Annotated in this window: 27 protein-coding genes; 18 read left to right on the forward strand and 9 right to left on the reverse strand. The window is 71.9% G+C overall.

From position 1 onward, the window contains the following. Positions 1–36 precede the first annotated feature (36 nt). Together LZP97_RS11255 and LZP97_RS11260 are read left to right on the forward strand one after the other, a co-directional pair. Positions 37–1,566: an LCP family protein gene (locus LZP97_RS11255; protein WP_010594764.1), complete on the forward strand. Its 1,530-nt coding sequence runs from the start codon at positions 37–39 to the stop codon at positions 1,564–1,566. Between the two features lie 14 nt (positions 1,567–1,580). Beyond that, positions 1,581–2,288 carry a TIGR03089 family protein gene (locus LZP97_RS11260; protein WP_048770739.1) on the forward strand — a complete coding sequence of 236 codons (708 nt, stop codon included), beginning with the start codon at positions 1,581–1,583 and terminating at the stop codon, positions 2,286–2,288. Here the strand turns inward: LZP97_RS11260 and LZP97_RS11265 are convergent. From LZP97_RS11265 to LZP97_RS11275, 3 genes are all read right to left on the reverse strand, one after another. Next, positions 2,266–2,640, reverse strand: a complete 375-nt coding sequence (locus LZP97_RS11265) for a hypothetical protein (RefSeq protein ID WP_010594766.1) — start codon at positions 2,638–2,640, stop codon at positions 2,266–2,268. The two genes, LZP97_RS11260 and LZP97_RS11265, sit on opposite strands and share 23 nt — an antisense overlap. An 82-nt stretch (positions 2,641–2,722) precedes the next feature. Next, positions 2,723–3,226, reverse strand: a complete 504-nt coding sequence (gene purE, locus LZP97_RS11270) for a 5-(carboxyamino)imidazole ribonucleotide mutase (RefSeq protein WP_010594767.1) — start codon at positions 3,224–3,226, stop codon at positions 2,723–2,725. Then, entirely contained in the window at positions 3,219–4,514 is a 1,296-nt protein-coding gene (locus LZP97_RS11275) for a 5-(carboxyamino)imidazole ribonucleotide synthase (RefSeq protein WP_020480515.1), read from the reverse strand. Before LZP97_RS11275 ends, purE begins: the two co-directional genes overlap by 8 nt. Before the next feature lie 135 nt (positions 4,515–4,649). On the opposite strand from LZP97_RS11275, the gene LZP97_RS11280 reads away from it, so the two are divergent. Further along, the gene (locus LZP97_RS11280) at positions 4,650–5,198 is read left to right on the forward strand and encodes a GtrA family protein (protein WP_096824245.1); all 549 of its coding nucleotides are present in this window, start codon (positions 4,650–4,652) and stop codon (positions 5,196–5,198) included. 36 nt (positions 5,199–5,234) lie between these two features. Here LZP97_RS11280 and LZP97_RS11285 read toward each other — a convergent pair whose 3' ends face one another. From LZP97_RS11285 to LZP97_RS11300, 4 genes are read right to left on the reverse strand one after another with little or no spacing between them, the layout of a single operon-like run. After that, positions 5,235–6,539, reverse strand: coding sequence for a sensor histidine kinase (locus tag LZP97_RS11285; RefSeq protein ID WP_010594770.1), 1,305 nt, complete (start codon positions 6,537–6,539; stop codon positions 5,235–5,237). Positions 6,540–6,549: 10 nt separating this feature from the next. Next, positions 6,550–7,233, reverse strand: a complete 684-nt coding sequence (locus LZP97_RS11290) for a response regulator transcription factor (RefSeq protein ID WP_010594771.1) — start codon at positions 7,231–7,233, stop codon at positions 6,550–6,552. Between the two features lie 38 nt (positions 7,234–7,271). Next, positions 7,272–7,817, reverse strand: coding sequence for a PH domain-containing protein (locus LZP97_RS11295; protein ID WP_010594772.1), 546 nt, complete (start codon positions 7,815–7,817; stop codon positions 7,272–7,274). Positions 7,818–7,863: 46 nt separating this feature from the next. Further along, positions 7,864–8,730 carry a biotin--[acetyl-CoA-carboxylase] ligase gene (locus LZP97_RS11300; protein ID WP_010594773.1) on the reverse strand — a complete coding sequence of 289 codons (867 nt, stop codon included), beginning with the start codon at positions 8,728–8,730 and terminating at the stop codon, positions 7,864–7,866. Between the two features lie 117 nt (positions 8,731–8,847). Here LZP97_RS11300 and LZP97_RS11305 point away from each other — a divergent pair, with 117 nt between their 5' ends. The 5 genes from LZP97_RS11305 to LZP97_RS11325 all read left to right on the forward strand — a co-directional run bounded on the left by LZP97_RS11305 (position 8,848) and on the right by LZP97_RS11325 (position 12,920). After that, a complete protein-coding gene (locus LZP97_RS11305; RefSeq protein WP_010594774.1) occupies positions 8,848–10,488 on the forward strand; it encodes an acyl-CoA carboxylase subunit beta in 1,641 nt (546 codons plus the stop codon). 151 nt (positions 10,489–10,639) lie between these two features. Continuing rightward, positions 10,640–10,957, forward strand: coding sequence for an acyl-CoA carboxylase subunit epsilon (locus LZP97_RS11310; RefSeq protein WP_010594775.1), 318 nt, complete (start codon positions 10,640–10,642; stop codon positions 10,955–10,957). Positions 10,958–10,959: 2 nt separating this feature from the next. Continuing rightward, positions 10,960–11,616: a Maf family protein gene (locus LZP97_RS11315; protein WP_048770734.1), complete on the forward strand. Its 657-nt coding sequence runs from the start codon at positions 10,960–10,962 to the stop codon at positions 11,614–11,616. Positions 11,617–11,641: 25 nt separating this feature from the next. Next, complete coding sequence (locus tag LZP97_RS11320) at positions 11,642–12,439, forward strand: class I SAM-dependent methyltransferase (RefSeq protein WP_010594777.1); 798 nt, start codon at positions 11,642–11,644, stop codon at positions 12,437–12,439. Positions 12,440–12,560: 121 nt separating this feature from the next. Next, the gene (locus LZP97_RS11325; RefSeq protein ID WP_010594778.1) at positions 12,561–12,920 is read left to right on the forward strand and encodes a cupin domain-containing protein; all 360 of its coding nucleotides are present in this window, start codon (positions 12,561–12,563) and stop codon (positions 12,918–12,920) included. On the opposite strand, the gene LZP97_RS11330 is transcribed toward LZP97_RS11325, so the two are convergent. Beyond that, positions 12,886–13,287: a group III truncated hemoglobin gene (locus LZP97_RS11330; RefSeq protein WP_010594779.1), complete on the reverse strand. Its 402-nt coding sequence runs from the start codon at positions 13,285–13,287 to the stop codon at positions 12,886–12,888. The genes LZP97_RS11325 and LZP97_RS11330 overlap by 35 nt on opposite strands. Before the next feature lie 90 nt (positions 13,288–13,377). On the opposite strand from LZP97_RS11330, the gene LZP97_RS11335 reads away from it, so the two are divergent. The 9 genes from LZP97_RS11335 (at position 13,378) to LZP97_RS11375 (ending at position 20,206) form a co-directional block, all read left to right on the forward strand. Next, positions 13,378–14,271, forward strand: coding sequence for a sulfurtransferase (locus LZP97_RS11335; protein ID WP_010594780.1), 894 nt, complete (start codon positions 13,378–13,380; stop codon positions 14,269–14,271). Further along, positions 14,268–14,681: a SufE family protein gene (locus LZP97_RS11340; RefSeq protein ID WP_010594781.1), complete on the forward strand. Its 414-nt coding sequence runs from the start codon at positions 14,268–14,270 to the stop codon at positions 14,679–14,681. The genes LZP97_RS11335 and LZP97_RS11340 overlap by 4 nt, the downstream gene beginning before the upstream one ends. A gap of 6 nt (positions 14,682–14,687) precedes the next feature. After that, on the forward strand, positions 14,688–16,118 hold the full coding sequence (locus tag LZP97_RS11345; protein WP_048770732.1) for a condensation domain-containing protein: 1,431 nt from the start codon (positions 14,688–14,690) through the stop codon (positions 16,116–16,118). Positions 16,119–16,238: 120 nt separating this feature from the next. After that, positions 16,239–18,035 (forward strand): acetyl/propionyl/methylcrotonyl-CoA carboxylase subunit alpha, encoded by a 1,797-nt coding sequence (locus tag LZP97_RS11350; protein WP_010594783.1) that lies wholly within the window; start codon positions 16,239–16,241, stop codon positions 18,033–18,035. A 79-nt stretch (positions 18,036–18,114) separates the two neighbouring features. Beyond that, on the forward strand, positions 18,115–18,708 hold the full coding sequence (locus LZP97_RS27475; RefSeq protein ID WP_048770730.1) for a DUF1707 SHOCT-like domain-containing protein: 594 nt from the start codon (positions 18,115–18,117) through the stop codon (positions 18,706–18,708). Positions 18,709–18,728: 20 nt separating this feature from the next. Then, positions 18,729–19,109, forward strand: a complete 381-nt coding sequence (locus LZP97_RS11360; protein ID WP_010594785.1) for a DUF1707 SHOCT-like domain-containing protein — start codon at positions 18,729–18,731, stop codon at positions 19,107–19,109. Next, positions 19,110–19,370, forward strand: a complete 261-nt coding sequence (locus LZP97_RS11365; protein ID WP_048770727.1) for a hypothetical protein — start codon at positions 19,110–19,112, stop codon at positions 19,368–19,370. Next, positions 19,367–19,708 (forward strand): VanZ family protein, encoded by a 342-nt coding sequence (locus tag LZP97_RS11370; protein ID WP_017679596.1) that lies wholly within the window; start codon positions 19,367–19,369, stop codon positions 19,706–19,708. The genes LZP97_RS11365 and LZP97_RS11370 overlap by 4 nt, the downstream gene beginning before the upstream one ends. Positions 19,709–19,810: 102 nt before the next feature. Continuing rightward, positions 19,811–20,206, forward strand: coding sequence for an MmcQ/YjbR family DNA-binding protein (locus tag LZP97_RS11375; protein WP_010594788.1), 396 nt, complete (start codon positions 19,811–19,813; stop codon positions 20,204–20,206). A 31-nt stretch (positions 20,207–20,237) separates the two neighbouring features. On the opposite strand, the gene LZP97_RS11380 is transcribed toward LZP97_RS11375, so the two are convergent. Continuing rightward, positions 20,238–21,062, reverse strand: a complete 825-nt coding sequence (locus LZP97_RS11380) for a tyrosine-protein phosphatase (RefSeq protein ID WP_010594789.1) — start codon at positions 21,060–21,062, stop codon at positions 20,238–20,240. Between the two features lie 225 nt (positions 21,063–21,287). On the opposite strand from LZP97_RS11380, the gene LZP97_RS11385 reads away from it, so the two are divergent. After that, positions 21,288–23,225 (forward strand): sensor histidine kinase, encoded by a 1,938-nt coding sequence (locus LZP97_RS11385; RefSeq protein WP_234575023.1) that lies wholly within the window; start codon positions 21,288–21,290, stop codon positions 23,223–23,225. Positions 23,226–23,241: the final 16 nt, after the last annotated feature.

Consider the following 23,241-nt stretch of genomic DNA (forward strand, 5'->3'; position numbering starts at 1 on the left):
GGGTGCGACCCCGACGCCCGACGAGAGGACCGCCAGGTGCCGCCAGAACCGCCCACACGCCGAGCTCCGGCGCGCGACGCGGGGGGAGGATCGGGGGTCCTGCGCGGGCGGCCGCTGCGGATCGCCGTCGCCGTCGCCGCGGCGCTCACCCTGGTCGCCACCGGCGTCGCGTGGCGCGGTATCGATTCGCTGCGTTCCTCCCTCGCCACCGTGGGTGGGCTCACCCTGGGCGACGGCCGGGACGGCGCCCTCGACATCCTCCTGGTGGGCACCGACAGCCGCACCGACGCCCACGGCAATCCGCTGTCCCAGCGCGAACTCGACGCGCTGCGGGCCGGCGAGGAGGTGGCGAACAACACCGACACGATCATCCTGATCCGGGTGCCGCTCGACGGCACCTCGGCGACCGCCATCTCGATCCCCCGCGACACCTACGTCGAGGTGCCCGACATCGGCATGTCGAAGATCAATGCCGCGTTCGGCGCCACCAAGGAGACCGAGCGGCTGCGACTCGTCGAGGCGGGCGAGTCCGACGCGGCCGCCGAGAAGGCGGCCACGCAGGCAGGCCGGGAGGCGCTGGTCGAGTCGGTCGCCGACCTGACCGGCGTCACCGTCGACCACTATGCCGAGGTCGGTCTGCTCGGGTTCGTGCTGCTCACCGATGCCGTCGGCGGCGTCGACGTCTGCCTGAACAACGCGGTCGACGAGCCGCTGTCCGGGGCGAACTTCCCCGCCGGCGAGCAGACCCTCGACGGCGCGGACGCTCTGAGTTTCGTCCGGCAGCGCCACGACCTGCCGCGCGGGGACCTGGACCGGATCGTGCGGCAGCAGGTGTTCATGGCGTCGCTCGTGCAGAAGGTGCTCAGCGCGAAGACGCTGAGCAACCCGTCCAAGCTGAACCAGCTCAGCGCGGCCGTGCAGCGGTCGGTGGTCCTCGATTCCGACTGGGACATCCTCGATCTGGCCACCCGGATGCAGGACCTGGCCGGCGGCGCCGTGCAGTTCTCGACGATCCCCGTCCAGGACCTCAACGCGATGACCGACTACGGCGAATCCGTGGTGCAGGTGGATCCGGAGGAGGTGCGCAGCTTCGTCGCCGACCTCGTCGATCCGGGCGACGGCGGGTCGCAGGCCACGACGGATCCGGCACCGGACGTCGAGGCCGGCACGATCACGGTGGACGTTGCCAACGCCGGCGGCGTCGCCGGTCTGGCCTCCCGCGTGGCGGCCGCGCTCGTCGGTGACGGCTTCGTCGAGGGTGGTGTGGGCAACCACACCGGCCGCGCAGTGGACGAGTCGACGGTCTTCGCCGCCGACCCCCGGTCCGACCAGGCGCGTGCCGTCGCGGCGGCACTCGGCGGCCTGGCGACCGCCGCCGACCCGGCGCTCGACGCCGACACGGTGCGGGTGGTGCTCACCGAGGACTACACGGGTCCGGGCGCGGACGCGAGCGTCACCTCCGTGGCCTCCGGCTCGGAACTCGTGAGCGCCGGGGCCACCCCGACGTCCGTTCCGCCCGGCCCGCCGATCGATGCCGGCTCCACCGGCCCCCGCTGTGTGAACTGACGAACGAGGACACTGTGACCACGCTGACCGACACCCTGCTCGATCCGATCCTGGCCGCCGACCCGGCGGGCCCCCGCATCACGTGGTACGACGACGAATCCGGCGCCCGGATCGAGCTGTCCGCGGTCACCCTCGCGAACTGGGCCGCCAAGACGGCGAACATGGTGCGCGACGAGTTCGGCCTGCTGCCCGGCGGGCGGGTGGCCGTCCTGCTCCCGGCCCACTGGCAGAGCGCCGCGGTCCTGCTCGGCGCGTGGTGGGCCGGCGCCGAGGTGGTGCTCGAACCCGACGACCCGGATCTCGCGCTGGTCACCGCAGACCGTCTCGACGAGGTCGCGGACGCCGCCGAGGTCGCGGTCCTCTCGCTCGACGCGTTCGGCCGGCCCGTGCCGGACCTGCCGGTCGGGGTCACCGACTATGCGACGCACGTGCGGGTGCACGGTGACCAGTTCCGCTCCGCCGGGGACGGCGGGCCGGTGCTCGACGGACGGACGGCCGACGACGTGGTGGCCGCGGCCCGGGACGCCGCCGCGGCCGCAGGCATCACGGGTGCGGACCGGGTGCTGTCGAGCCGCGACTGGAGCACCCCGCAGGCACTGATCGAGGGCCTGCTCGCCGTCCTCGCCGCCGGCGCGTCGCTGGTGCAGGTGAGCAACCCGGATCCGGCGGCCACGGAGCGACGGGCCGCGAGCGAGAAGATCACCGCCCGTCTGGACGGCTGACCCCGCCGGTGTAGCCGCCGTCGGCGAGGCCGGCCTCGATCTCGAACCGGTTGCGGGCACCGGGACGGCGCAGCTCTTCCCGGAGATATCGGATCGCGAAGCCGATGCCGTGCCGCGCCCACTGATCGGCGTGGACCGCCTCGTGCCGCAGGATCCGGCGCGACGGTGACCGGCCGGTGAGGAACGCCCCGCCGATCGTCGTCCCCGAGCGGGCGTAGCCGCCGCGCATTCCGGTGCAGAGGTAGAGACCGAACTCGTCGTCGAAGTCGATGCGGCCGCCCCACACGCGCGCCCACAACAGCGCCAGGGCCGTCACCGCGCGGGCCTGCGGGTCACCGCGCGACGCGCGCACAGAACGATCCGCGCGGCGCGCAGTCGTCCGCGCGCTCGATTTCGAGCGCGGACGACCGAAAAGCGCGCGTACGTGCACGAAGTCAGCCGAGCAGCTTCTGCCGCAACGCATCGTCCTTCTCGAGCACCATCTGCTCGAGGCCGGCCTGGAACTGCTCCATCCGTTCCCGCAGCGAGGGGTCGGCCGCGCCGAGGATGCGGGCGGCGAGCAGCCCGGCGTTGCGGGCTCCGCCGATGGAGACGGTCGCAACGGGCACCCCGGCGGGCATCTGCACGATCGACAGCAGCGAGTCCATGCCGTCGAGGTACTTCAGCGGCACCGGCACGCCGATCACCGGAAGGGGCGTCGCGGAGGCGACCATGCCCGGCAGGTGCGCGGCGCCGCCGGCGCCGGCAATGATCACCTTGATGCCACGTCCGGCGGCGTCGCGGGCGTAGTCGAGCATGCGCTGCGGGGTGCGGTGGGCCGAGACGACCCCCACCTCGAAGCGGATGCCGAACTCGACGAGCGCCTCGGCCGCAGCCTGCATCGTCGGCCAGTCCGAGTCGCTGCCCATGATCAGGCCGACCTGTGCTCCGTCAGTCACCGTGAGAATCCCATCCGTCGGTCCACACTCCGTGCGAGAGCCAGTGCGCCGCGCGCTCCGCGCGTTCGCGCACCGCCGCCACGTACTGCGGGTCGTCGATCGACCCGGTCGCGTCCCCGAGCACGTTGACGTGCCCGATCTTGCGGTCCTTGCGCTCACCCTTGCCGTAGAGGTGCACACGCACGTCGGGCATCCGGGCGAACAGGTGGTGCAGCCGCTCGTCCATGCTCATCTCGGGCGCCTCGGGGGCGCCGAGCACGTTCGCCATCACCGTCACCGGCGCGATCGGCGACGTGTCGCCGAGCGGGTAGTCGAGCACCGCACGCAGGTGCTGCTCGAACTGGCCGGTGCGGGCACCGTCCATGCCCCAGTGCCCGGAGTTGTGCGGCCGCATCGCGAGTTCGTTGACGATCAACTCGCCGGTCTCGGTCTCGAACAGCTCGACGGCCATGACCCCGACGACACCGAGTTCGGCGGCGATGCGCAGGGCCAGCTGTTCGGCGGCGGCTTCGACGTCGGCCCGCAGGTTCGGGGCGGGCGCGATGACGACGGCGCATTGCCCGTTCAGCTGCACCGTCTCGACCACGGGCCAGCTCGCGCCCTGCCCGAACGGCGAGCGCGCGACCATCGCGGACAGCTCCCGCCGCCACGAGACCTTCTCTTCGGCGATGAGCGGCACCCCGGCGGCGAGTTGCTCCGCGACGATCCGCTGCGCCTCGTCCGCGTCGCCGGTGATCCACACACCGCGGCCGTCGTAGCCGCCGCGGGCGGCCTTGATCACGACGGGCCAGCCGTGCTCGTCGCCGAAAGCGGTGAGGTCCTCGACCGAGGTGAGCTCGGCGAACGGCGGCACCGGTGCGCCGAGCTCGGCGAGGCGCCGACGCATCGCGAGCTTGTCCTGCGCATAGATCAGGGCCTGCGGCGGCGGCTGCACGCTGACGCCTTCGCGCTGCAGCGCCTCGAGGTGCTCGGTGGGCACATGTTCGTGGTCGAACGTGAGGGCGTGGACGCCGGTCGCGGCACTGCGCAGCGCGTCGAGGTCGGTGTGGCTGCCGAGTACCACGTCGGGGCTGACCCGGGCGGCCGGATCGTCCGGGCTCGCGGCCAGCACCCGCAGGGTCTGGCCGAGCGCGATCGCGGCCTGGTGGGTCATGCGGGCGAGCTGACCGCCGCCGACCATCGCGACGACCGGCATACCGGCGGGCAGCGTGCGGGGAGTGTGCGAGGGGGTGTCGCCGGCCGCGGGGGCGGGGGTCGCGGCGGCCGAGTCCGGGGGTGTAGCGGTCACGGCTCACCATGGTGTCACAGCGGGCGACGGGGGTGGCGCCGCGCTCCCGCGCGACACCCCCGCGTTCCTGTGGTAAAGCTGATAATCCACCGGCGGGTTCGTGTCTTCGAGCCACGGTTTCGTAGACTCGTCCGGGTGTCTTTCGTCGATGCGGCCGTGAACCGAGTCCCCGAGCCTCTCCGGGGGCTGTTGCTGCGGCACCACGAGCTGATCAAGTTCGCGATCGTCGGCGGCACCACCTTCGTCGTCGACTCGGTCATCTTCTACACCCTCAAGCTCACGGTGCTCGAGGAGAAGCCGGTGACCGCCAAGGTCATCGCCGGGGTGATCGCCGTGATCTGCTCGTACGTCCTCAACCGGGAGTGGTCGTTCAAGAACCGGGGCGGCCGGGAACGGCACCACGAGGCGCTGCTGTTCTTCGCCGTCAGCGGCATCGGCGTGGTCCTGAGCTTCATCCCGCTGTGGATCTCGAGCTACGTGTTCGACCTGCGGGTACCGGACGTCAGCCTCACCGTCGAGAACATCGCCGACTTCGTCAGCGCGTACATCATCGGCAATCTGCTGCAGATGGTCTTCCGGTTCTGGTGCTTCCGCCGCTTCGTGTTCCCGGAGGAGATGAATCCGAACGGGGACGAGGTTCCCGGGCACGAGGAACTCGCCGAGGAAGGCCTGGGACACTCCTGAACCCGGGCTGACTCCGGTCCCGCCCCCACTCACGGTTCAGCGCGGTTCCCGGATCCCCGTGTGGGTGGACTCGTCACGGGTGGAGCCGAGGAACAGTGCGAACAGGGCGGGGCGGCGGCGCTGCAGTTCCAGGCGCCCACCGTCGGCCTCGGTCAGAGCCCGGGCGAGGGCCAGGCCCACACCGGTCGAGCCGGTACCGGAGAAGCCGCGGTCGAAGATGTGCGGCGCCAGCTCGTCGCTGACACCGTCCCCCTCGTCGGTGACCTCCACGCACACCGTCGATCCGCCGCCGAGGGTCGAGACCCGCCGCACGGACACGGTGCACGTGCCGTCGCCGTGCATGAGCGCGTTGTCGACCAGCACCGCGACGGCCTCGCGCAGCCGGGACCCGGTCACGCGGCTGCGCAGCGACGGATCCCCGCTCAGGTGCAACTCCCGCCCCGCTTCCTTGTAGGGGCCTCGCCAGTCCGCGATCACCCCCGTCAGCTCCCCGACGACGGACACCTCGGTGCGCAGTTCGGAACCGCTGTTGCGGGACGCGCGGACCAGTTCGTCGATGGCGGTGGTGAGCCGGTCCACCTGGCGCATCGCTTCCTCGGCTTCCTCGACGACGGCCGGGTCGGTGTGGGTGGACAGCTCGTCGAGGCGCAGCCGCACCGCGGTCAGCCGGGACCGCAGCTGGTGCGAGACGTCGCCGACGAGGGCGTGCTCGCGCTGCAGGCGACCGGCGATCTCGACGGTGGCGGCGTCGAGGACGTCCGAGACGCGGTCGAGTTCGGGGATGCCGTGCCGGCGCGGATCGGGCCGGAAGTCGCCTTCGCCCAGCCGGCGGGCCCGCGCTGCGACGTCGCGCAAGGGGTCCGCCAGCCGGCGCGCGGTGACGACGGCGACGACGGCACCGACAGCCACGGACAGCAGCACGAGCAGCGTCACCCCGACGAGAACCTGCCGCTGCAGCAGACGCATGTCCTCGGACGGCGCCTCGAGCCGCAGGGATCCCGACGTTCCCATCGACAGGGACTCGACCAGTGGGTCGGGCACCGTGGCGGCACCGATGTCGAGCCGGGCCGCGGCGTCCTCGGGGGTCGGGTAGACGACGAGGAGGCGTCCGCCGTCGGGGACGACGAGCCGCAGGGAACTGGTGTCGAGTCCCCCGACCACCAGGCCGTCGGCGCCTTCCTGGGCGATAACCTCCGCGGACATGCGCTCGAGCCGGCCCTGCAGGTCGCGGCGTGCGGTGTCCTCGACGAACAACCAGGCGGTGTAGGCGAGCGGGACTCCGAGCAGCAGGGCCACGAGCAGGGAGCCCGCGAGGACCGCGAACAGGATTCGGCTGCGCACCCCGGCCCCGTCAGTCGGTGTTCAGCCGGAATCCGACACCGCGGACGGTAGCGATGCGTCGTTCCCCGGCCGGGCCCTCGTCGCCGATCTTGCGGCGCAGCCAGGACATGTGCATGTCGAGGGTCTTGGAACCCCGCAGGTCGGCGTCGCCCCAGACCTCCTGCAGGATGGCGTCACGGGAGACCACCTGGCCGGCGTGTTCGAGCAGCACCCGCAGCAGTTCGTATTCCTTGTTGGCGAGGGTGACTTCGGAGCCGTCGACGAGCACGCGCCGGGCCGCCCGTTCGAGCCGGATCCCGGAGACCTCGACGACGTCCTCGGGCTCGCCACCCCCGCGGCGGCGCAGCAGCGCCCGGACCCGGGCCATGAGCTCGGCGAGCCGGAAGGGCTTGCCGACGTAGTCGTCGGCGCCGGCGTCGAGACCGACGACGAAGTCGACCTCGTCGGTGCGGGCGGTGAGCATCAGGACGGCGAGGTCGGAGCGGTGGGCACGGATCTGCCGGCACACCTCGAGGCCGTCGATGCCGGGCAGTCCGAGGTCGAGAATGAGCAGTTCGTACTCACCGGACAGCGCCCGTTCGAGCGCGTCGGGACCGGTCTGTTCGACGGTGACGTCGTACCCCTCCCGGCCCAGCGCGCGGGACAGGGGCGCGGCGATGGCTTCGTCGTCTTCGGCGAGCAGGACTGCGGTCACGGATCCAGCGTACGGATCGGCACCGGGCGCACGGCGCGTTACCAGGCTTTGCGGCTCGGCCCGTCGGTCCGCGGTTCCCCGCCCCGCACCGGGTCGGCGTGGAAGGCCTGCTGATACAGCAGGGCATGCACGCGCTGCACGTCGGGGATGTCGTCGAATTCGAGCGGGTCGTCGGCCGCGGAGACGATGACGAGGGTGCCGGTGCGCAGGATCCGGTCCAGCAGGCCGTGCCGGAACTGCACGTTGCTGATGCGTCCCATCGGGATGTCGATGCCGGAGTGGGTGAGAACGCCCTGCCGGACGAGGACCCGTCGATCGGTGACGATGAAGTGGGTCGACAGCCAGCCGACGAGCGGCGCCAGGCACTGCCAGGCGACGATCGCCGCCCACGCCACCGCGAGCACGATCGTCAGGGTGCTCGCGGTGGAGCCGTCGAGCCGGGCCTGGCTCAGGCCGAGCAGAAATCCGGCGAGCGCGGTGGCGAGGAGGAAGATCGCCGCCGGGACGATGAGCATCTTCCAGTGCGGGTGCCGGTGCAGCAGCAGCCGTTCCTCGGCGGCGAGGGCGTCCTCCGGGTATCCCATGCCGGACACGATGACACAGCCGCGATGCGGGGTGCTCGAGGGCGGGTCAGGGCACCGGGCGCAGGTGGGTGATGTCCCCGGCCGACACCGCGATCGGCTCGCCGCCGTCGTCCGGGGTGATGACGATGCGGCCCTGCTCGTCGACGTCGACCGCGACGCCGTGCAGTTCTGTGTCGCCGGGCAGCACCGCTCGCACCCGGCGCCCGAGCGTGCCGCACCGTTCGCGGTACGCCGCGGCCGGTCCGGTGACGTCCCAGCCCGCGACGTACCACTGCTGCCAGCGGCGGCCGAGTTCGCGCAGCAGCCCCTCGGCGAGTGCGGTGCGATCGAGATCGGTCGCCCCGGCGAGCGCGAGCGACGTCGCGGTGGGTACCGGCAACTCGTCCTCGGTGAGCGAGACGTTGAGTCCGATCCCGACCACCACGGCGGGCTCGGGATGGGTTCCGGCGACCTCGGCGAGAATTCCGGCTACCTTCCGGCCCTCGACGAGGACGTCGTTGGGCCATTTCAGCTCGGCATCGACCCCGGTCACCGACCGGATCGCGTCGACGGTCGCGGTGCCGGCCAGCAGCGGCAGCCAGCCCAGGTCGGCGAGGTCGATGCCGGGCATGCGCAGCAGCACCGAGACGATCACCTGAGCGCGGGGAACGCCGGCCCATCCCCGCGAGTGCCGCCCCCGGCCGCCGTGCTGGAACTCGGCGAGCAGCACGCGGCGGTCGGTGCCGGGGTCGCGGGCGACAGCGAGCAGGTCGGCGTTGGTGGAGGCGGTCTCGGTGACCACGTCGAGGCGCCGGTAGAACGCGTCGGGATCGGCGCCGCGCACGAGGGCGGCGCGCAACCGTTCGACGTCGAGTTCGCCTCGCGCGGGCGCGGGGTCGACGGGCGGACGCTGCGGTTCGGGTTCGGTGGGCATCCGCACAGCCTAGGATGGGCGGCGAACCGTACTCGCCGGTAGCTTCAGTTCAATGATTCAACACAAGCGGGGGCTCGGTGCGCGCTCGCTGACTGACGCTCGCTAAGCTCATGGCCCATGACCACTGTCCAGGAGCCGTCCGCGCCCGAGGCGGCGAGCACGCCCGATATCCACACGACCGCCGGCAAGCTGGCGGACCTGCGCAATCGCCAGGCTCAGGCGCAGGCCCCGAGCGGTGCGGCCGCCGTCGAGAAGGTGCACGCGAAGGGCAAGCTCACGGCCCGTGAGCGCATCGAAGCGCTGCTCGACGAAGGCTCGTTCGTCGAGCTCGACCAGCTCGCCCGCCACCGCAGCACCAACTTCGGCCTGGCCGAGAACCGGCCGGTCGGCGACGGCGTCGTCACCGGCTACGGCACCGTCGACGGCCGCGACGTGTGCGTGTTCTCGCAGGACGCGACCGTGTTCGGCGGCAGTCTCGGCGAGGTCTACGGCGAGAAGATCGTCAAGGTCATGGACCTCGCGCTGCGGACCGGCCGTCCTCTGATCGGCATCAACGAGGGCGCCGGCGCGCGCATCCAGGAAGGCGTCGTCTCCCTCGGCCTCTACGGCGAGATCTTCCACCGCAACGTGCAGGCCTCCGGCGTGATCCCGCAGATCTCGCTGATCATGGGCCCGGCCGCCGGCGGACACGTCTACTCCCCCGCCCTGACCGACTTCGTGGTGATGGTCGACCAGACCAGCCAGATGTTCGTCACCGGACCCGACGTCATCAAGACCGTCACCGGCGAGGACGTCACCATGGAGGATCTCGGCGGCGCCCACACGCACATGGTCAAGTCCGGGGTCGCGCACTACGTCGCCGACGGCGAGCAGGACGCCCTGGACTACGTCAAGGACCTGCTGTCGTACCTGCCGAGCAACAATCAGGCCGCCGCGCCCCGCACGGCGCCGACCGACCCGATCGTCGGCTCGATCGAGGACTCGCTCACCGAGGAGGATCTCGAGCTCGACACCCTGATCCCGGATTCGGCGAACCAGCCCTACGACATGCACGAGGTGATCCGTCGCCTGCTCGACGACGACGAGTTCCTCGAGGTGCAGGCCGAGCGCGCCCAGAACATCATCGTCGGCTTCGGCCGCGTCGACGGCCGCAGCGTCGGCATCGTCGCCAACCAGCCCACCCAGTTCGCGGGCTGCCTGGACATCGACGCTTCGGAGAAGGCCGCGCGCTTCGTGCGCACCTGCGACGCGTTCAACGTCCCGATCGTCACCCTCGTCGACGTGCCGGGCTTCCTGCCGGGCACCGAGCAGGAGTACAACGGCATCATCCGCCGCGGCGCGAAGCTGCTGTACGCGTACGGCGAGGCCACCGTCGGCAAGATCACCGTCATCACGCGCAAGGCCTACGGCGGCGCGTACGACGTGATGGGCTCGAAGCACATGGGTGCGGACGTCAACCTGGCGTGGCCGACCGCGCAGATCGCCGTGATGGGCGCCTCCGGTGCCGTCGGCTTCGTCTACCGCAAGCGCCTGCTCGAAGCGGCCAAGAACGGCGAGGACGTCGACGCGCTGCGCCTCGAGCTGCAGAACGAGTACGAGGACACCCTGGTGAATCCGTACGTCGCCGCCGAGCGCGGCTACGTCGACGCGGTCATCCCGCCGTCGCACACGCGCGGGCAGATCGTGGCGGCCCTGCGGCTGCTCGAGCGCAAGATGGTCACGCTGCCGCCGAAGAAGCACGGGAACATCCCCCTCTGACGGCCACTCGGCCGAGACCATCCCGGCCGGTTCGGTTCCGCCGAGCCGGCCGGGCCCCGACCCACGAGAGGGACGACATGACTTCGAACGCGCAGCGCGCCCGCTCCCGCGCCCTGCCCGCCGCCTCCGGTAACCTCCCGGGAGGTGTGTTGTGACTGCGGTAGCTGAGGAGAAGACCATCATCGACACCGAGGTGACCGAGGTCGCAGCGGCCGAGTCGGCAGAGTCGGCCGAGTCGACGGCGCCGGCGGCCGAGACCGCCGGCCCCGAGACGTCCGCGGCGATCCGGATCGTCAAGGGCAACCCCTCGGATGTCGAGATCGCCGCGCTGGTCGCGGTGCTCGCCGCGGCCTCCGGATCCGCCGCCCCGGCAGAGGACGACCGCCCGCGCGAGACGTGGGGCGACCCCACGCGGATGCACCGCCGGACGGCGCCGTTCTCGCCGTACTCGTACCCGAACCTGGGCTGATCGTGGCCAGGCTGGTGCTCGCGTCGGCGTCCCCGGCCCGGCTGTCCGTGCTGCGCGCGGCCGGCGTCGACCCGATCGTGCGGGTCTCGGCGGTGGACGAGGATGCACTGATCGCCGAGCTCGGTCCCGGCGCGGCACCCGAACTGGTGGTCACCGAGCTCGCGAGGGCGAAGGCGGCGGACGTCGTGCCGGCCCTCGTGCGCGACGGTCTCGGTGACGACACCCTCGTCGTGGGCTGCGACTCGATGCTGCTGGTCGACGGGCAGCTCCAGGGCAAGCCGGGCACGGTGGAGGTCGCCCGCGAGCGCTGGCGGGCGATGGCGGGCCGCAGCGCCGACCTGCTCACCGGCCACAGCGTCCTGTGCCTGGGCGGCGGCGAGGTCGTCGCCCGCGCCGCCGGCCACAGCAGCACCACCGTCCACTTCGGCCGCCCCACCGACGCCGACCTCGAGGCCTACCTGGCCAGCGGCGAGCCGCTGCAGGTGGCGGGGGCGTTCACGCTCGACAGCCTCGGCGGGTGGTTCGTCGAGCGCGTCGAGGGCGACCCGTCCTCGGTGATCGGGATCGGCCTGCCGCTGGTGCGACGACTGCTCGCCGAGGTGGGCGTGTCGGTGGCGCGGCTCTGGGCGTCGAACACCGCCGAGGCCCCTTCTATTTAGGATTGCCTTCCCTTAACATCGAGGCATGAGCGATCCCCATGCCCTGCCCATGTCCGAGCGCGACTCCGCCCACCTGCCCGGCCACTGGCTGCTCGCTCGCCTCGGCAAGCGCGTGCTGCGTCCCGGCGGCGCGGGGATGACCACGCGCCTGCTCGCCGACGCGGGCATCGAAGGCAGCGACGTCGTCGAACTCGCCCCCGGCCTCGGTCGGACCGCGCGGGAGATCCTGGCTTCGGCGCCGCTCTCGTACACCGGCGTCGAGCACGACGAGACCGCCGCGGCGCTGACCCGCGACGCGATCGGCGACCGCGGTCGCTGCGTCGTCGCGGACGCCGCGGCCACCGGCCTTCCCGATGCGGACGCCGACGTCGTCGTCGGCGAAGCGATGCTCACCATGCAGACCGACGCCGCCAAGGCACGCATCGTCGCCGAGGCCGTGCGCACGCTGCGCCCCGGTGGCCGGTACGCGATCCACGAGCTCGCCCTCGTGCCCGACGAGCTCGACGACGCGGTGAAGACCGAGATCCGGCAGGGCCTGGCCCGCTCCATCAAGGTCAACGCCCGTCCGCTCACCGTCGCCGAGTGGCGGTCCCTGCTCACCGACGCCGGCCTGCGCGTCGACGTCGTGCGGCTCGCCCCGATGGCGTTGCTGCGGCCCGCGCGGTTCGTCGCCGACGAGGGCGTCCTCGGCACCCTGCGCTTCGTACGCAACGTGCTGCGCGACGGCGACGCCCGCAAGCGGGTGCTGGGCATGCGCGCGACGTTCACGACGTACCGCAAGTCGATCGCGGCCGTGGCGATCGTCGCGGCGAAGCCGCGGTAGGGCGATCGTCGCGGCGAAGCCGCGGTAGGGCGATCGTCGCGGCGAAGCCGCGGTAGGGCGATCGTCGCGACGAAGCCGCGGTAGGGCGATCGTCGCGACGAAGCCGCGGTAGCCTGCGGTCGTGAGCCCCGCCGCGCCGCAGCCCGAACCCGCCGCCCCCGCCCTGTCGCACCTCGCCGACGTCCGCGACGCCGTCGAGCCCTACCCGGACCGACCGCGCCCGCAGCGCGTCCTCGTCGCCGAGGGTGCCCGCGTCGTGGTCTTCGCCTTCGACGCCGGGCAGGAACTGCGCGAGCACACGGCCGCGTTTCCGGTCCTGCTGCAGGCCCTCACCGGCCACCTGCAGGTGACCGCCGACGGGCGCACCGTCGACCTCGAGCCGGGCGGGGTGGTGCACATGACCACCCGCCTGCCGCACGCGGTACGAGCAGTCGAGCCGTCGCGGCTCATGCTGACGATGCTCGATCCAGCCGCGCGCTGAGCGCCGCCGCGATCGACGCCGCCTTCGCCTTGGCGCGGTCGGCGTTCGTCCCGGCGAACAACTCGTCGACGGCCTCGTTCCACAGCCGCACCCAGCGGTCGAATCGGGCCGCGTCGAGCCCGTACTGGCGGTGCAGCGCGGCATGCACCGGCACCAGGGCGCCGCGGTAGCGGCCGGTGCGCAGCAGCACCTGCTCCCAGAAGTCCCCGATCGTCGGGAGATGGTCGTCGAGGCCGATCACGGCGAGGGTCGAGAACGGCGCCTCGAGCACGGGATCGACCAGCGCGCGCTCGTAGAACCGGCGCAGCAGCCGATCGATGTCGGCGCGGGTCGCGAGGTCCGTCGGGGCGGACGGGGAGCACAGCACGTTGCCCGACGGTACCGCCTAGAATCGACGGCGCACGTCGTCACCGGATTGTCGATCACCGAACTGTCACCACTGCCTCAGGAGCCACCTGTGCCCGTCGCGCCCGACGCCAACCCGTCCTTCGCCGCCTACGCCGATCCGACCCGCCTAGTGTCGACGGAGTGGCTGTCCGCCCACCTGGGCGCACCCGAGGTGAAGGTCGTCGAATCGGATGAGGATGTGCTGCTGTACGACGTCGGCCACATCCCCGGCGCCGTGAAGATCGACTGGCATCTCGACCTCAACGACCCGGTCACCCGCGACTACATCGACGGCGCCCAGTTCGCCGCCCTGATGGACCGCAAGGGCATCCGCCGCACCGACACGGTCGTCATCTACGGCGACAAGTCGAACTGGTGGGCCGCCTACGCGCTGTGGGTGTTCACGCTGTTCGGTCACGAGGACGTGCGCCTGCTCGACGGCGGCCGCGACGCCTGGATCGCCGAGAACCGCGACACCACCCTCGACATCCCGGTGAGCACCACCAGCGGCTACCCGGTGGTCGAGCGGAACGACGCCGCGATCCGGGCGTTCAAGGACGACGTCCTTGACCACCTCGGCAAGGGACCGCTCGTGGACGTGCGCTCCCCGCAGGAGTACACGGGCGAGCGCACCCACATGCCGGACTACCCCGAGGAAGGTGCGCTGCGCGGCGGGCACATCCCCACCGCGGTGTCCATTCCGTGGGCGCGGGCAGCGGCACCGGACAGCCGGTTCCGGTCGCGCACCGAGCTCGAGGAGATCTACGCCGACATCCCGCGGGACGCCGACGTCGTCGCGTACTGCCGCATCGGCGAACGGTCGAGCCACACGTGGTTCGTGCTGACCCATCTCCTCGGCTACGAGCACGTCCGCAACTACGACGGGTCGTGGACCGAGTGGGGCAATGCGGTACGGGTGCCGATCGTCAAGGGCGAGGAGCCCGGGGAGGTGCCGGCCCGGTGACCCTGCCCGCACCTCTCGCCGAGATCGTCGACGACTTCGCCGCGGTCGACGGCCAGGACAAGCTGCAGCTGCTGCTCGAGTTCAGCCGGGAACTTCCGCCGATTCCCGCCGAACTCGAGGAGGCGGCGATGGAGCCGGTGCCCGAGTGCCAGTCACCGCTGTTCCTGTCGGTCGACACGGCCGACCGTGAGCATGTGCGGCTGCACTTCAGCGCGCCCCCCGAGGCCCCGACCACCCGCGGCTTCGCGTCCATCCTGCATCAGGGGCTCGACGGCCTCAGTGCCGAACAGATCCTCGAGGTCCCCGACGACTTCTACTCGGCCCTCGGCCTGGCCGAAGCTGTCAGCCCGCTGCGCCTGCGAGGGATGAGCGCAATGCTGGCGCGCATCAAGCGGCATCTGCGCACCTGAGATGTCATGGAGTTCACCGAGCTGGCGGACTACCCGATCCCGGCGGGTGTGCTGACCGAATGGCTGCCGTGCGCCGCGGAGGATGCCTGGACGACCGATCCGCGGCCGGTGTCGTACGTCCACGAGGCGCATCTGCGCCGCACCGCGGGCAGCCGATACGGCGACGTTCCGGATGCGTGGCTGGGTACCGCCTTCGAGGTCCGCGGGCATCTCGAACAGGAACCGTTCCGGCGGGCCCTCGAACGCTGGATCGACCGCCACGAACCGCTGCGCAGCCACGTCGCCCTGGGCGGCGACGCGGCCGCCGGCGCGCACCGGCGCACCGCGCCCGCCGGTGCGGTGTCGGTCCGGTACGTCCGACACCTGCCCTCCGCTCCGGACGACATCCGCGAGCACCTCGAGCAACTGCTCGCCGACTGCACCGAACCGCACACGTGGCAGGCGTACGTCTTCGCCACCCTCGAACCCGAGGACGCGGACGCGTCCGGCTCGTCGTTCACGGTATTCTTCGCCGCCGACCCTGCCGTGGCCGACGCCTACTCGGTCGTCCTGGTCGCCCACGAGATCACCGCCCTGTACGAGCAGGAGCGATCCGGCCGGCCGGCCGGATTGTTCCCCGTGGGCAGCTACATCGACTTCGGTGCCGCGGAACGGACGGACGCCGCCGACCTGGCCGGCGACCACGAGGCCGTGCGGATCTGGCGAGACGCCCTGACCGCCGGCGGCGGCATGCCCGAGTTCCCGTTGCCCCTCGGCCCCCGGCCCGTCGACGGGTCGCCGCAGCGTCGGCTGTCCGTGCGGATGCTCGACGACGAACGGGCCAACCGGTTCGCCGCCCGCTGCCGGGAGGCCGGGCACGGATTCTTCGCCGGCACGCTGGCGTGTCTCGCCCGGGCCGCGGTCGAACTCGCGGGGATCGAACTGTTCCGGACGATCGCGCCCGCCCACACCCGCAGCGGCCCGATGTGGGCCGGAGCCCTCGGCTGGTTCGTGGGGCTGCGTCCGGTCGAGATCGACACGACCGGGACCGCGGACTTCGCGACGCTCGTGGCGCGCGCCGGTGCCGAACTGCGCCGCACCCGGGCGAGCGCCCGGGTCCCGTTCGACCTCGTCGGCGAACTGCTGGGGATACCCATGCGACCGCGATTCCTGGTGTCGTACATGGACGTTCGCTTCGTCCCCATGGCCGCGCAGTGGCCGCAGTGGAACGCCCGGACACTGCGCAGCCGCAGCTACACGCACGACGTGTTCCTGTGGTTCAACCGCAGCCCGAAGGGCGTGAACCTGGCGGGCCGGTTTCCCGACACGCCGACCGCCGCGGCCAACGTGCCGCCGTTCGTCGAGCGGGTCCGAGAATTGATGCACGAGGTGAGCGAGGGTCGCGCGTGGGACACGCCGGAACCCGCGAACCGGGGCGATCCGACTACCGACCGGTAACGTTGCCGGGTTCCGGGCGACCCGTAGGGTGTAGTGGCTATCCGGTTACATCGTCTATCGGATTGGCGCCTACACTCCCAGAGACGGCAATAACCTAACGATCGATCAACAGGAGGCTCCGTGCCCAGTCATGCCAGCGCGCACATCACGAAGGTGCTCGTCGCCAACCGCGGCGAGATCGCTGTGCGGGTCATCCGAGCCGCCAAGGACGCCGGTTACGGGAGCGTGGCCGTCTACGCAGAACCCGACGCCGACGCCCAGTTCGTGAAGCTCGCCGACGAGGCATTCGCGCTCGGTGGCCAGACCTCCGCCGAGTCCTACCTGGTGTTCGACAAGATCCTCGACGCCGCCCGCAAGTCCGGCGCCGACGCGATCCACCCCGGCTACGGCTTCCTGTCCGAGAACGCCGACTTCGCCCAGGCCGTGATCGACGCCGGCCTGATCTGGATCGGCCCCTCCCCGCAGGCCATCCGCGACCTCGGCGACAAGGTCACCGCACGGCACATCGCCGAGCGCGCCCAGGCCCCGATGGCCGCGGGCACCAAGGACCCCGTCGCCAATGCCGACGAGGTCGTGGAGTTCGCGAAGGAGTACGGCGTGCCGGTCGCGATCAAGGCGGCCTTCGGCGGTGGCGGCCGCGGCATGAAGGTCGCGCACTCCATCGAGGAGATCCCCGAGCTGTTCGAGTCCGCGACCCGCGAGGCCGTCGCCGCCTTCGGCCGCGGCGAGTGCTTCGTCGAGCAGTACCTCGACAAGGCCCGCCACGTCGAGGCGCAGGTCATCGCCGACCAGCACGGCAACGTCATCGTCGCCGGCACCCGCGACTGCTCGCTGCAGCGCCGCTTCCAGAAGCTCGTCGAGGAGGCCCCCGCGCCGTTCCTGACCGACGAGCAGCGCCGCCGCATCCACGAGTCCGCCAAGGCCATCTGCCGCGAGGCCGGCTACTACGGCGCCGGCACGGTCGAGTACCTGGTCCAGGGCGACACCGTCTCCTTCCTCGAGGTCAACACCCGCCTGCAGGTCGAGCACCCGGTCACCGAGGAGACCGCGGGCATCGACCTGGTGCGCCAGCAGTTCCGCATCGCCAACGGCGAGAAGCTCGAGATCACCGAGGACCCGACCCCGCGCGGGCACGCGTTCGAGTTCCGCATCAACGGCGAGGACGCCGGCCGCGGCTTCCTGCCGGCCCCCGGCCCGATCAGCGTGTACCGCGAGCCCTCGGGCCCGGGTGTGCGCGTCGACTCCGGCGTGGTGCAGGGCGACGTCATCGGCGGGCAGTTCGACTCGATGCTCGCCAAGCTGATCGTCACGGGCGAGACCCGGCAGCAGGCGCTCGAGCGCGCCCGCCGCGCCCTGGCCGAGTTCGAGGTCGACGGCCTGGCCACCGTGATCCCGTTCCACCGGCACATCGTCGAGCACCCCGCGTTCGTCGGGGACGGCGAGAAGTTCGACGTCTACACCAAGTGGATCGAAACCGAGTGGGAGAACACCGTCGAGCCGTACACCGGCGGTGCGGCCGCGACCGAGGACGAGGACGAGGCCCTGCCGCGGCAGAACGTCGTCGTCGAGGTCGGCGGCCGTCGCGTCGAGGTGTCGCTGCCCGGTCAGTTCACCCTCGGCGCCGGTGGCGCTGCGGCCGGCGGGGCGCTGCGCAAGAAGCCGAAGCCGCGCAAGCGCGGCGGCGCCCACGGCGGCAAGGCCTCCGGTGACGCGGTCACCGCGCCGATGCAGGGCACCGTCGTCAAGGTCGCGGTCTCCGAGGGCCAGGAGGTCGCCGAGGGCGACCTGATCGTGGTGCTCGAGGCCATGAAGATGGAGAACCCGGTCAACGCGCACAAGGCCGGTGTCGTCACGGGCCTGGCGGTCGAGCCGGGCGCCGCCATCACCCAGGGCACGGTGCTCGCCGAGCTCAAGTAGTCCCGCGTCCGACGGCGCGCCCCCGGAATCCTCGGATTCCGGGGCGCGCCGTCGGCCGTCCCGGGTCTAGGGTGGTGACATGGCCGATTCACCGGAAATCCGTGTCGGCACGGTCGAGCGCGAGCAAGCTCAGGTCCTGCTCGGCGAGCACTTCGGTGCCGGCCGGCTCACCCTCGCCGAATTCGAGGACCGCAGCGGTCGCATCGCCGCCGCCACCACCCGCCGCGACCTCGCACTCCTGTTCACCGACCTGCCTCCCCTGACCGGCCGGACCGACGGACGTCGGCGCGGGTGGTGGTTCCTGGTCCCGGTCGTGGTGCTCGGACTGTTCGCGCTCCACGCACTCCTGGAACCGGGCGTGTGGATCATGACGGGCGCGGGCGCCGCCGCCACCACCGTCGCCGTCCTCGCCGTCCGCGCCCGCGGCGGGCGGCCACGTCCGGCCGAGCCGGCCTTCCTGCGCGATGTCGCTCCGGCCCCCGCCCCCCGGGAACCGCAACCGCCCGCCCCCCGCGACATTCCCGACGTGGTGTGGCTGCTGGCGATGAGCATGTTCGCCGTCGCCCCGGCCCTGGTACTGCGGCATCCGGTGGCGCTGCTGATCTCCGCGGTCGCGCTGATCCTGATCATCTCCAGAGCATTCCGGACCGGCACCGGCGGGACCGGTCGCTGACGACACATTAGTGTGGACCCATGGCCGACTCCCCCGAGGTCCGTATCGGCACCGTCGAACGCGAACAGGCACTGAACCTGCTCGGTGAGCACTTCGGTGCCGGCCGGCTCACCCTCGCCGAATTCGACGAGCGCAGCGCGAAGGCGGCAGCGGCCACCACCCGCGCCGAGCTCGACACCCTGTTCACCGACCTGCCCCCCGCGACCCCGAACACGCCTGCGCCGGTACAGGACACCGCGAAGGCCGAGCAGTGGGAGAAGTGGCGCACCACCGCCATGGCGCTGGTCCCGTTCGTCGCGCTGGTGCTGTTCTTCGCCTTCGACAACTGGCTGTGGTTCCTGCTGATCCCGGTCGCGGGAATCCTGTTCTCCGCGACCAAGGGCACGAAGGGTGGCTGCTGAGTGGAGCCCGTCGAGATCAACGCGGGCAACTGGTATCTGCTCGCCGAGGACCCCGAGGCGTGGGCCGCGGACACCGGCTACCACTGGTCGGTCCGGGAGGCGACGACCGCCGCCGTCGAAGCCACCGTCCAACTGCGTCCCGACGGGACGCTGACCGGCACCGCCGAACCCGGCGGCTCCGCCGCCCTGGCCGCGGGTTCGGCGGCCGTGCGACGGTTCGCCGAGGGCGCCTGGGGCATGACGGTCACCGAACGTCCATGACCGCCCGGTTCGCGCCGGTGACGCTCACGCTCGTGGTCGTCACCGTGCTGCTCATGCTGCCGGGCGATACGACCCCGTCCGGCTTCCCGCACGCCGACAAGATCACGCACGCGCTGATGTTCGCGGTGCTCGCGTACGCCTCCCGCTTCGCCCGGATCCCGCCCGCCGCGACCGTCGCCTGGCTCGCCGTGTACGCGGCGCTCACCGAGGTCCTCCAGGCCGCCGTCGCGGTGCGCCGGTCGGGGTCGGTGTGGGACTGGTGCGCGGACCTGGCCGGGGCGCTGCTCGGCATCGCGCTGTACGCCGCGGTGCGTCGTCGTTCCCGCGCACGGACGTAGGCGCCCGCGACCGCCGGGACGACTTCCCCGCCGCCCGGGACGTCGCGAACAGCGAGAACGGACGCCGGTCGTGGTGTCGCCGCCGGACGGTACGCTGCGCGCATGCCGCATCCCGTCATGTTCGACGAGGCCGATCCGCTGCTGACACGGATACGTGGGCTGGCGCTGACCTTTCCGGGTGCCGCCGAGAAGATCTCGCACGGCAGGCCGTTCTTCTACACGAGGACTGCGTTCGCCGTGTACGGCGGGTCCGTCAAGGCCACGGGCGTGCAGTTCCCGCGATCGCTGATCGTCAAACCGGACGCCGCCGAGCGCGAGGCCCTGCTCGGGCAGCCCCACACCTACGACCCGGCGTACCTCGGTCCGTCGGGGTGGATCGGGTTCGATCTGGAGCGGGCCGACGTCGACTGGGACGAGATCGCCGAGTTGCTCGACATGTCGTTCCGGGTCACGGCGCCGGCGAGGCTGGTGCGCGAGTGGGACGGTCGCGTCGGATGATCCGGGTCGCGCGGTAGCGTCGGTCCGGATCTCACCCGAGCAGAGCCTGCCCGAGTCGGTCCCGATCGGCGGTCGTGAGCCCCAATCCGTCGTCGAGGTACCGGTCGAACGACCCGAATTCGTCCTCGGCCGTCGCGAACGCCACCTCGAGGTACTCGGCGCGGACGCCGAGAACGGATTCGAGGTCCGCACGCTCGACTCCCTTCGCGGTGAGCGCGGCGAGAATCGGTTCGAACGCCGGCAGCAGCATCTCGTTGGTCCGCAGGTAGTCCTCGAACACCGAGTCGCGATCCACACCGAGCGCCAGCAGCAGCACGGCTGCGGCCCAGCCGGTGCGGTCCTTGCCGGTGGTGCAGTGCACGAGAACCGGGGTCCCGTCCTCGACGAGCAGCGAGCGCAGCAGCGTCCGGTACGCCGCCCGGGCGCTCGGCAGCAGCACGAAGTCGCGATAGCTGCCCCGCAGGTACTCGGCGCCACGGCCGTCCCCGAGAACCTCCCGGGCGAACGCGGCGTCGGTCAGCAACTCCTTCATGTGTGCGGCGATCGAACCGTGCTCACGATCGGCGAGCACGTCGAGCGGCACATGCCGGACGCCGGCCGGCACCCGGTCGGGCGCCGCCTCCCGTTCCGCGGCCGTTCGCAGATCCACGACCGTCGTCAGCCCCAGTCCTTCGAGTGCGCGCGCATCCGCGTCGGTGACCCGGCTCAGGTCGGTCGAGCGGTACACCACGCCCCAGCGCACCGACGCGCCGTCCCCGGTGGTCCACCCGCCGAGGTCGCGCAGGTTGGGGATCGACTTCGGTTCGAGCCCGGGCCCCGGCGTTCGGGCAGGGCTACCGGCGGCGGAGTCCGACATGGGCCCACCCTAACGGGGTGGGTTCACGCTGTCGTGACCGTGCCACCGGCGTCGCGCGGCCGGGGAACTCCGGCAGCCCGGTGACGGTGTCCGTGTGTGCCCCCTCGTCGACCGATCGATCGACACGGGTACCGGCTTGCGCCGGCAGCCGCACTCATGCCGGCTGCGCCGGCAGTCGCACTCATGCCGGCTGCGCCGGCAGCCGAGACGGTCGGCGGATCCGTGGTGACACCGGATTCCGGCACCGTGGTGACACCGGAGGCGTCCCGTGCCAGCACGGTGGTGCCCACGCCGACGCGGGAGGAGACTGAGACGGTCCGGGAGGAGGCCGGGGTGCGGCAACGAGTGATCCAGCTGCTCGTCGTGGTCACTGTGGTGCTGGTCGCGACGATCGCCGCGACGGTGGACCGGTCGCCGACGGGACTGCGGGATCCGGCGCGCACGCTCCTGCTCGGGCCGCGCGAGTCCTTCGCCGCCGCCGAGGGCCCGTTCCTCCCGGTGTTCGGGCCGACCGAACTGGGGCTGTTCCTCGGCGCCGGTGTGGCGTTCGTCGTGGCCGGGGCGATCGCATGGAACACCCGCCCGCACGACCTGACCGGTCCTCTCATCCTCATGGCCGGCCTGCTGTGGTTCCTCGGCGGTCTGCGGCGCTCCGGCGAACCCGTGGCCTTCACCGTCGGCGCGGTGGCGACGAACCTGTACCTACCCGTCCTGCTCCAGGCCCTCGTGGGATTCCCGACCGGTCGGCTGGAACGACCGTGGCAACGCCTGTTCGTCGGAGCCGCCTGGATCCTCGCCACCGTCGGCATCGTGGCCGAGTGGCTGTTCTTCGATCCGCGGACCGCACCCGCGGCATCCCCGTCGACATCGACGAATCTACTTCTCCTGCGCGATGATCCGTCCCTCGCGCGGACCGTGCAGCTCGTCGTCGGGTTCTGCGCGTTCCTGATCGTGGTGACGCTCGTGGTGGTGGTGATCGTGCGCTGGCGTTCGGGGTCGCCCGCGTACCGGTCGGGATTCGCACCGCTCGGGGTCGCATACGGCCTCTCGGCGGTGATCACACTCGCCGTGCTCTCCAGCGCGGTGAACCTGCCCTGGTCGCCCCCGACCTGGGTGCTCAACCTGCGCTACCCGGCCACGGCGTTGTTCCCGCTCGCGGTCGCGATCGGCCTACTCCGGTACCGGCTCGCCCGAGCTGCGGTCAGCGACGCGATGGTCGAGATCGGCACCGCGCCGCTCGGTGCCGGGTTCGTCGACGCGCTCCGACGCGCCGTGCACGACCCGAGCCTGGTGCTGTGGACGTACGTCCCGGAGCGGGCGGCGTACGTCGATCCGGACGGTGCGGTGCGTGCTCTGCCCCGCCGCTCGGATCCCCGGGCGGCGACCGTCCTCGAGCGCGCCGGCACACCGGTCGGCGCGCTGGTGTACGACCCGTCGCTCGAGACGCAACCCGAGCTGCTCGCCGCGGTCCGCAGCGCCACCGGCCTGGCCCTCGAGCACGAGCGGCTGCACGCGGACCTGCAGCTCCGGCTCGACGAGGTGCGGCGCTCCCGCGAACGGATCGTCACGGCCGGTGACGTCCAGCGCCGGCGCCTCGAGCGCGACCTGCACGACGGTGCGCAGCAGCGTCTCGTCGCCGCGTCGCTGCTGCTGCGCCGTGCACAGCGTGCCGGGGACGAGCCGACCCTGCGGCGGCTGCTCGCGGACGGTGCCGCCGAACTCGACGTCGCGCTGCGGGAACTGCGAGAGCTCGCCAGAGGCGTGTATCCGGCGGTGCTCACCGAGCGCGGACTCGCGGCGGCGCTGCGCTCACTGGCCGAGCGGGCACCCGTGCCCGTGGACATCGACGACGCGCTCGGCGAACGCCCCTCGGCCCCCGTCGAACTCGCCGCGTACCTCATCGGCGCGGAGGCCGTCACCAACGCCGGTAAGCACTCCGGGGCCACCGTCGTCCGGATCGGCCTGCACCGGACGGGCGACATGCTGCGTATGACGATCGGGGACAACGGGTGCGGTGGCGCGCGGCCGACGCCCGGCGGGGGGCTCGACGGGCTGCGCGATCGGACGGCCGCGCTCGGCGGCGAGTTCGTCCTCGACAGCCCCGAGGGCGGCGGCACGACCGTCGACGTCACCCTGCCGTTCCGCGTCGACGCCGGGTCCTGACCGGAACACCCGGTGG

The sequence above is a fragment of the Rhodococcus sp. DMF-1 genome (assembly GCF_021441945.1).
Classification (GTDB): Bacteria; Actinomycetota; Actinomycetes; order Mycobacteriales; family Mycobacteriaceae; genus Rhodococcus; species Rhodococcus ruber.

Coding starts and splice junctions, on each gene's coding strand:
- LZP97_RS11300 (WP_010594773.1), bottom strand. CDS start 8,730: ATGCCCACCGAACCCGAACCGCAGCGTCCGCCCGTCGACCCCGCGCCC.
- LZP97_RS11295 (WP_010594772.1), bottom strand. CDS start 7,817: ATGGGATACCCGGAGGACGCCCTCGCCGCCGAGGAACGGCTGCTGCTG.
- LZP97_RS11320 (WP_010594777.1), top strand. CDS start 11,642: ATGAGCGATCCCCATGCCCTGCCCATGTCCGAGCGCGACTCCGCCCAC.
- LZP97_RS11360 (WP_010594785.1), top strand. CDS start 18,729: ATGGCCGACTCCCCCGAGGTCCGTATCGGCACCGTCGAACGCGAACAG.
- LZP97_RS11370 (WP_017679596.1), top strand. CDS start 19,367: ATGACCGCCCGGTTCGCGCCGGTGACGCTCACGCTCGTGGTCGTCACC.
- LZP97_RS27475 (WP_048770730.1), top strand. CDS start 18,115: ATGGCCGATTCACCGGAAATCCGTGTCGGCACGGTCGAGCGCGAGCAA.
- LZP97_RS11345 (WP_048770732.1), top strand. CDS start 14,688: ATGGAGTTCACCGAGCTGGCGGACTACCCGATCCCGGCGGGTGTGCTG.
- LZP97_RS11305 (WP_010594774.1), top strand. CDS start 8,848: ATGACCACTGTCCAGGAGCCGTCCGCGCCCGAGGCGGCGAGCACGCCC.
- LZP97_RS11380 (WP_010594789.1), bottom strand. CDS start 21,062: ATGTCGGACTCCGCCGCCGGTAGCCCTGCCCGAACGCCGGGGCCCGGG.
- LZP97_RS11375 (WP_010594788.1), top strand. CDS start 19,811: ATGCCGCATCCCGTCATGTTCGACGAGGCCGATCCGCTGCTGACACGG.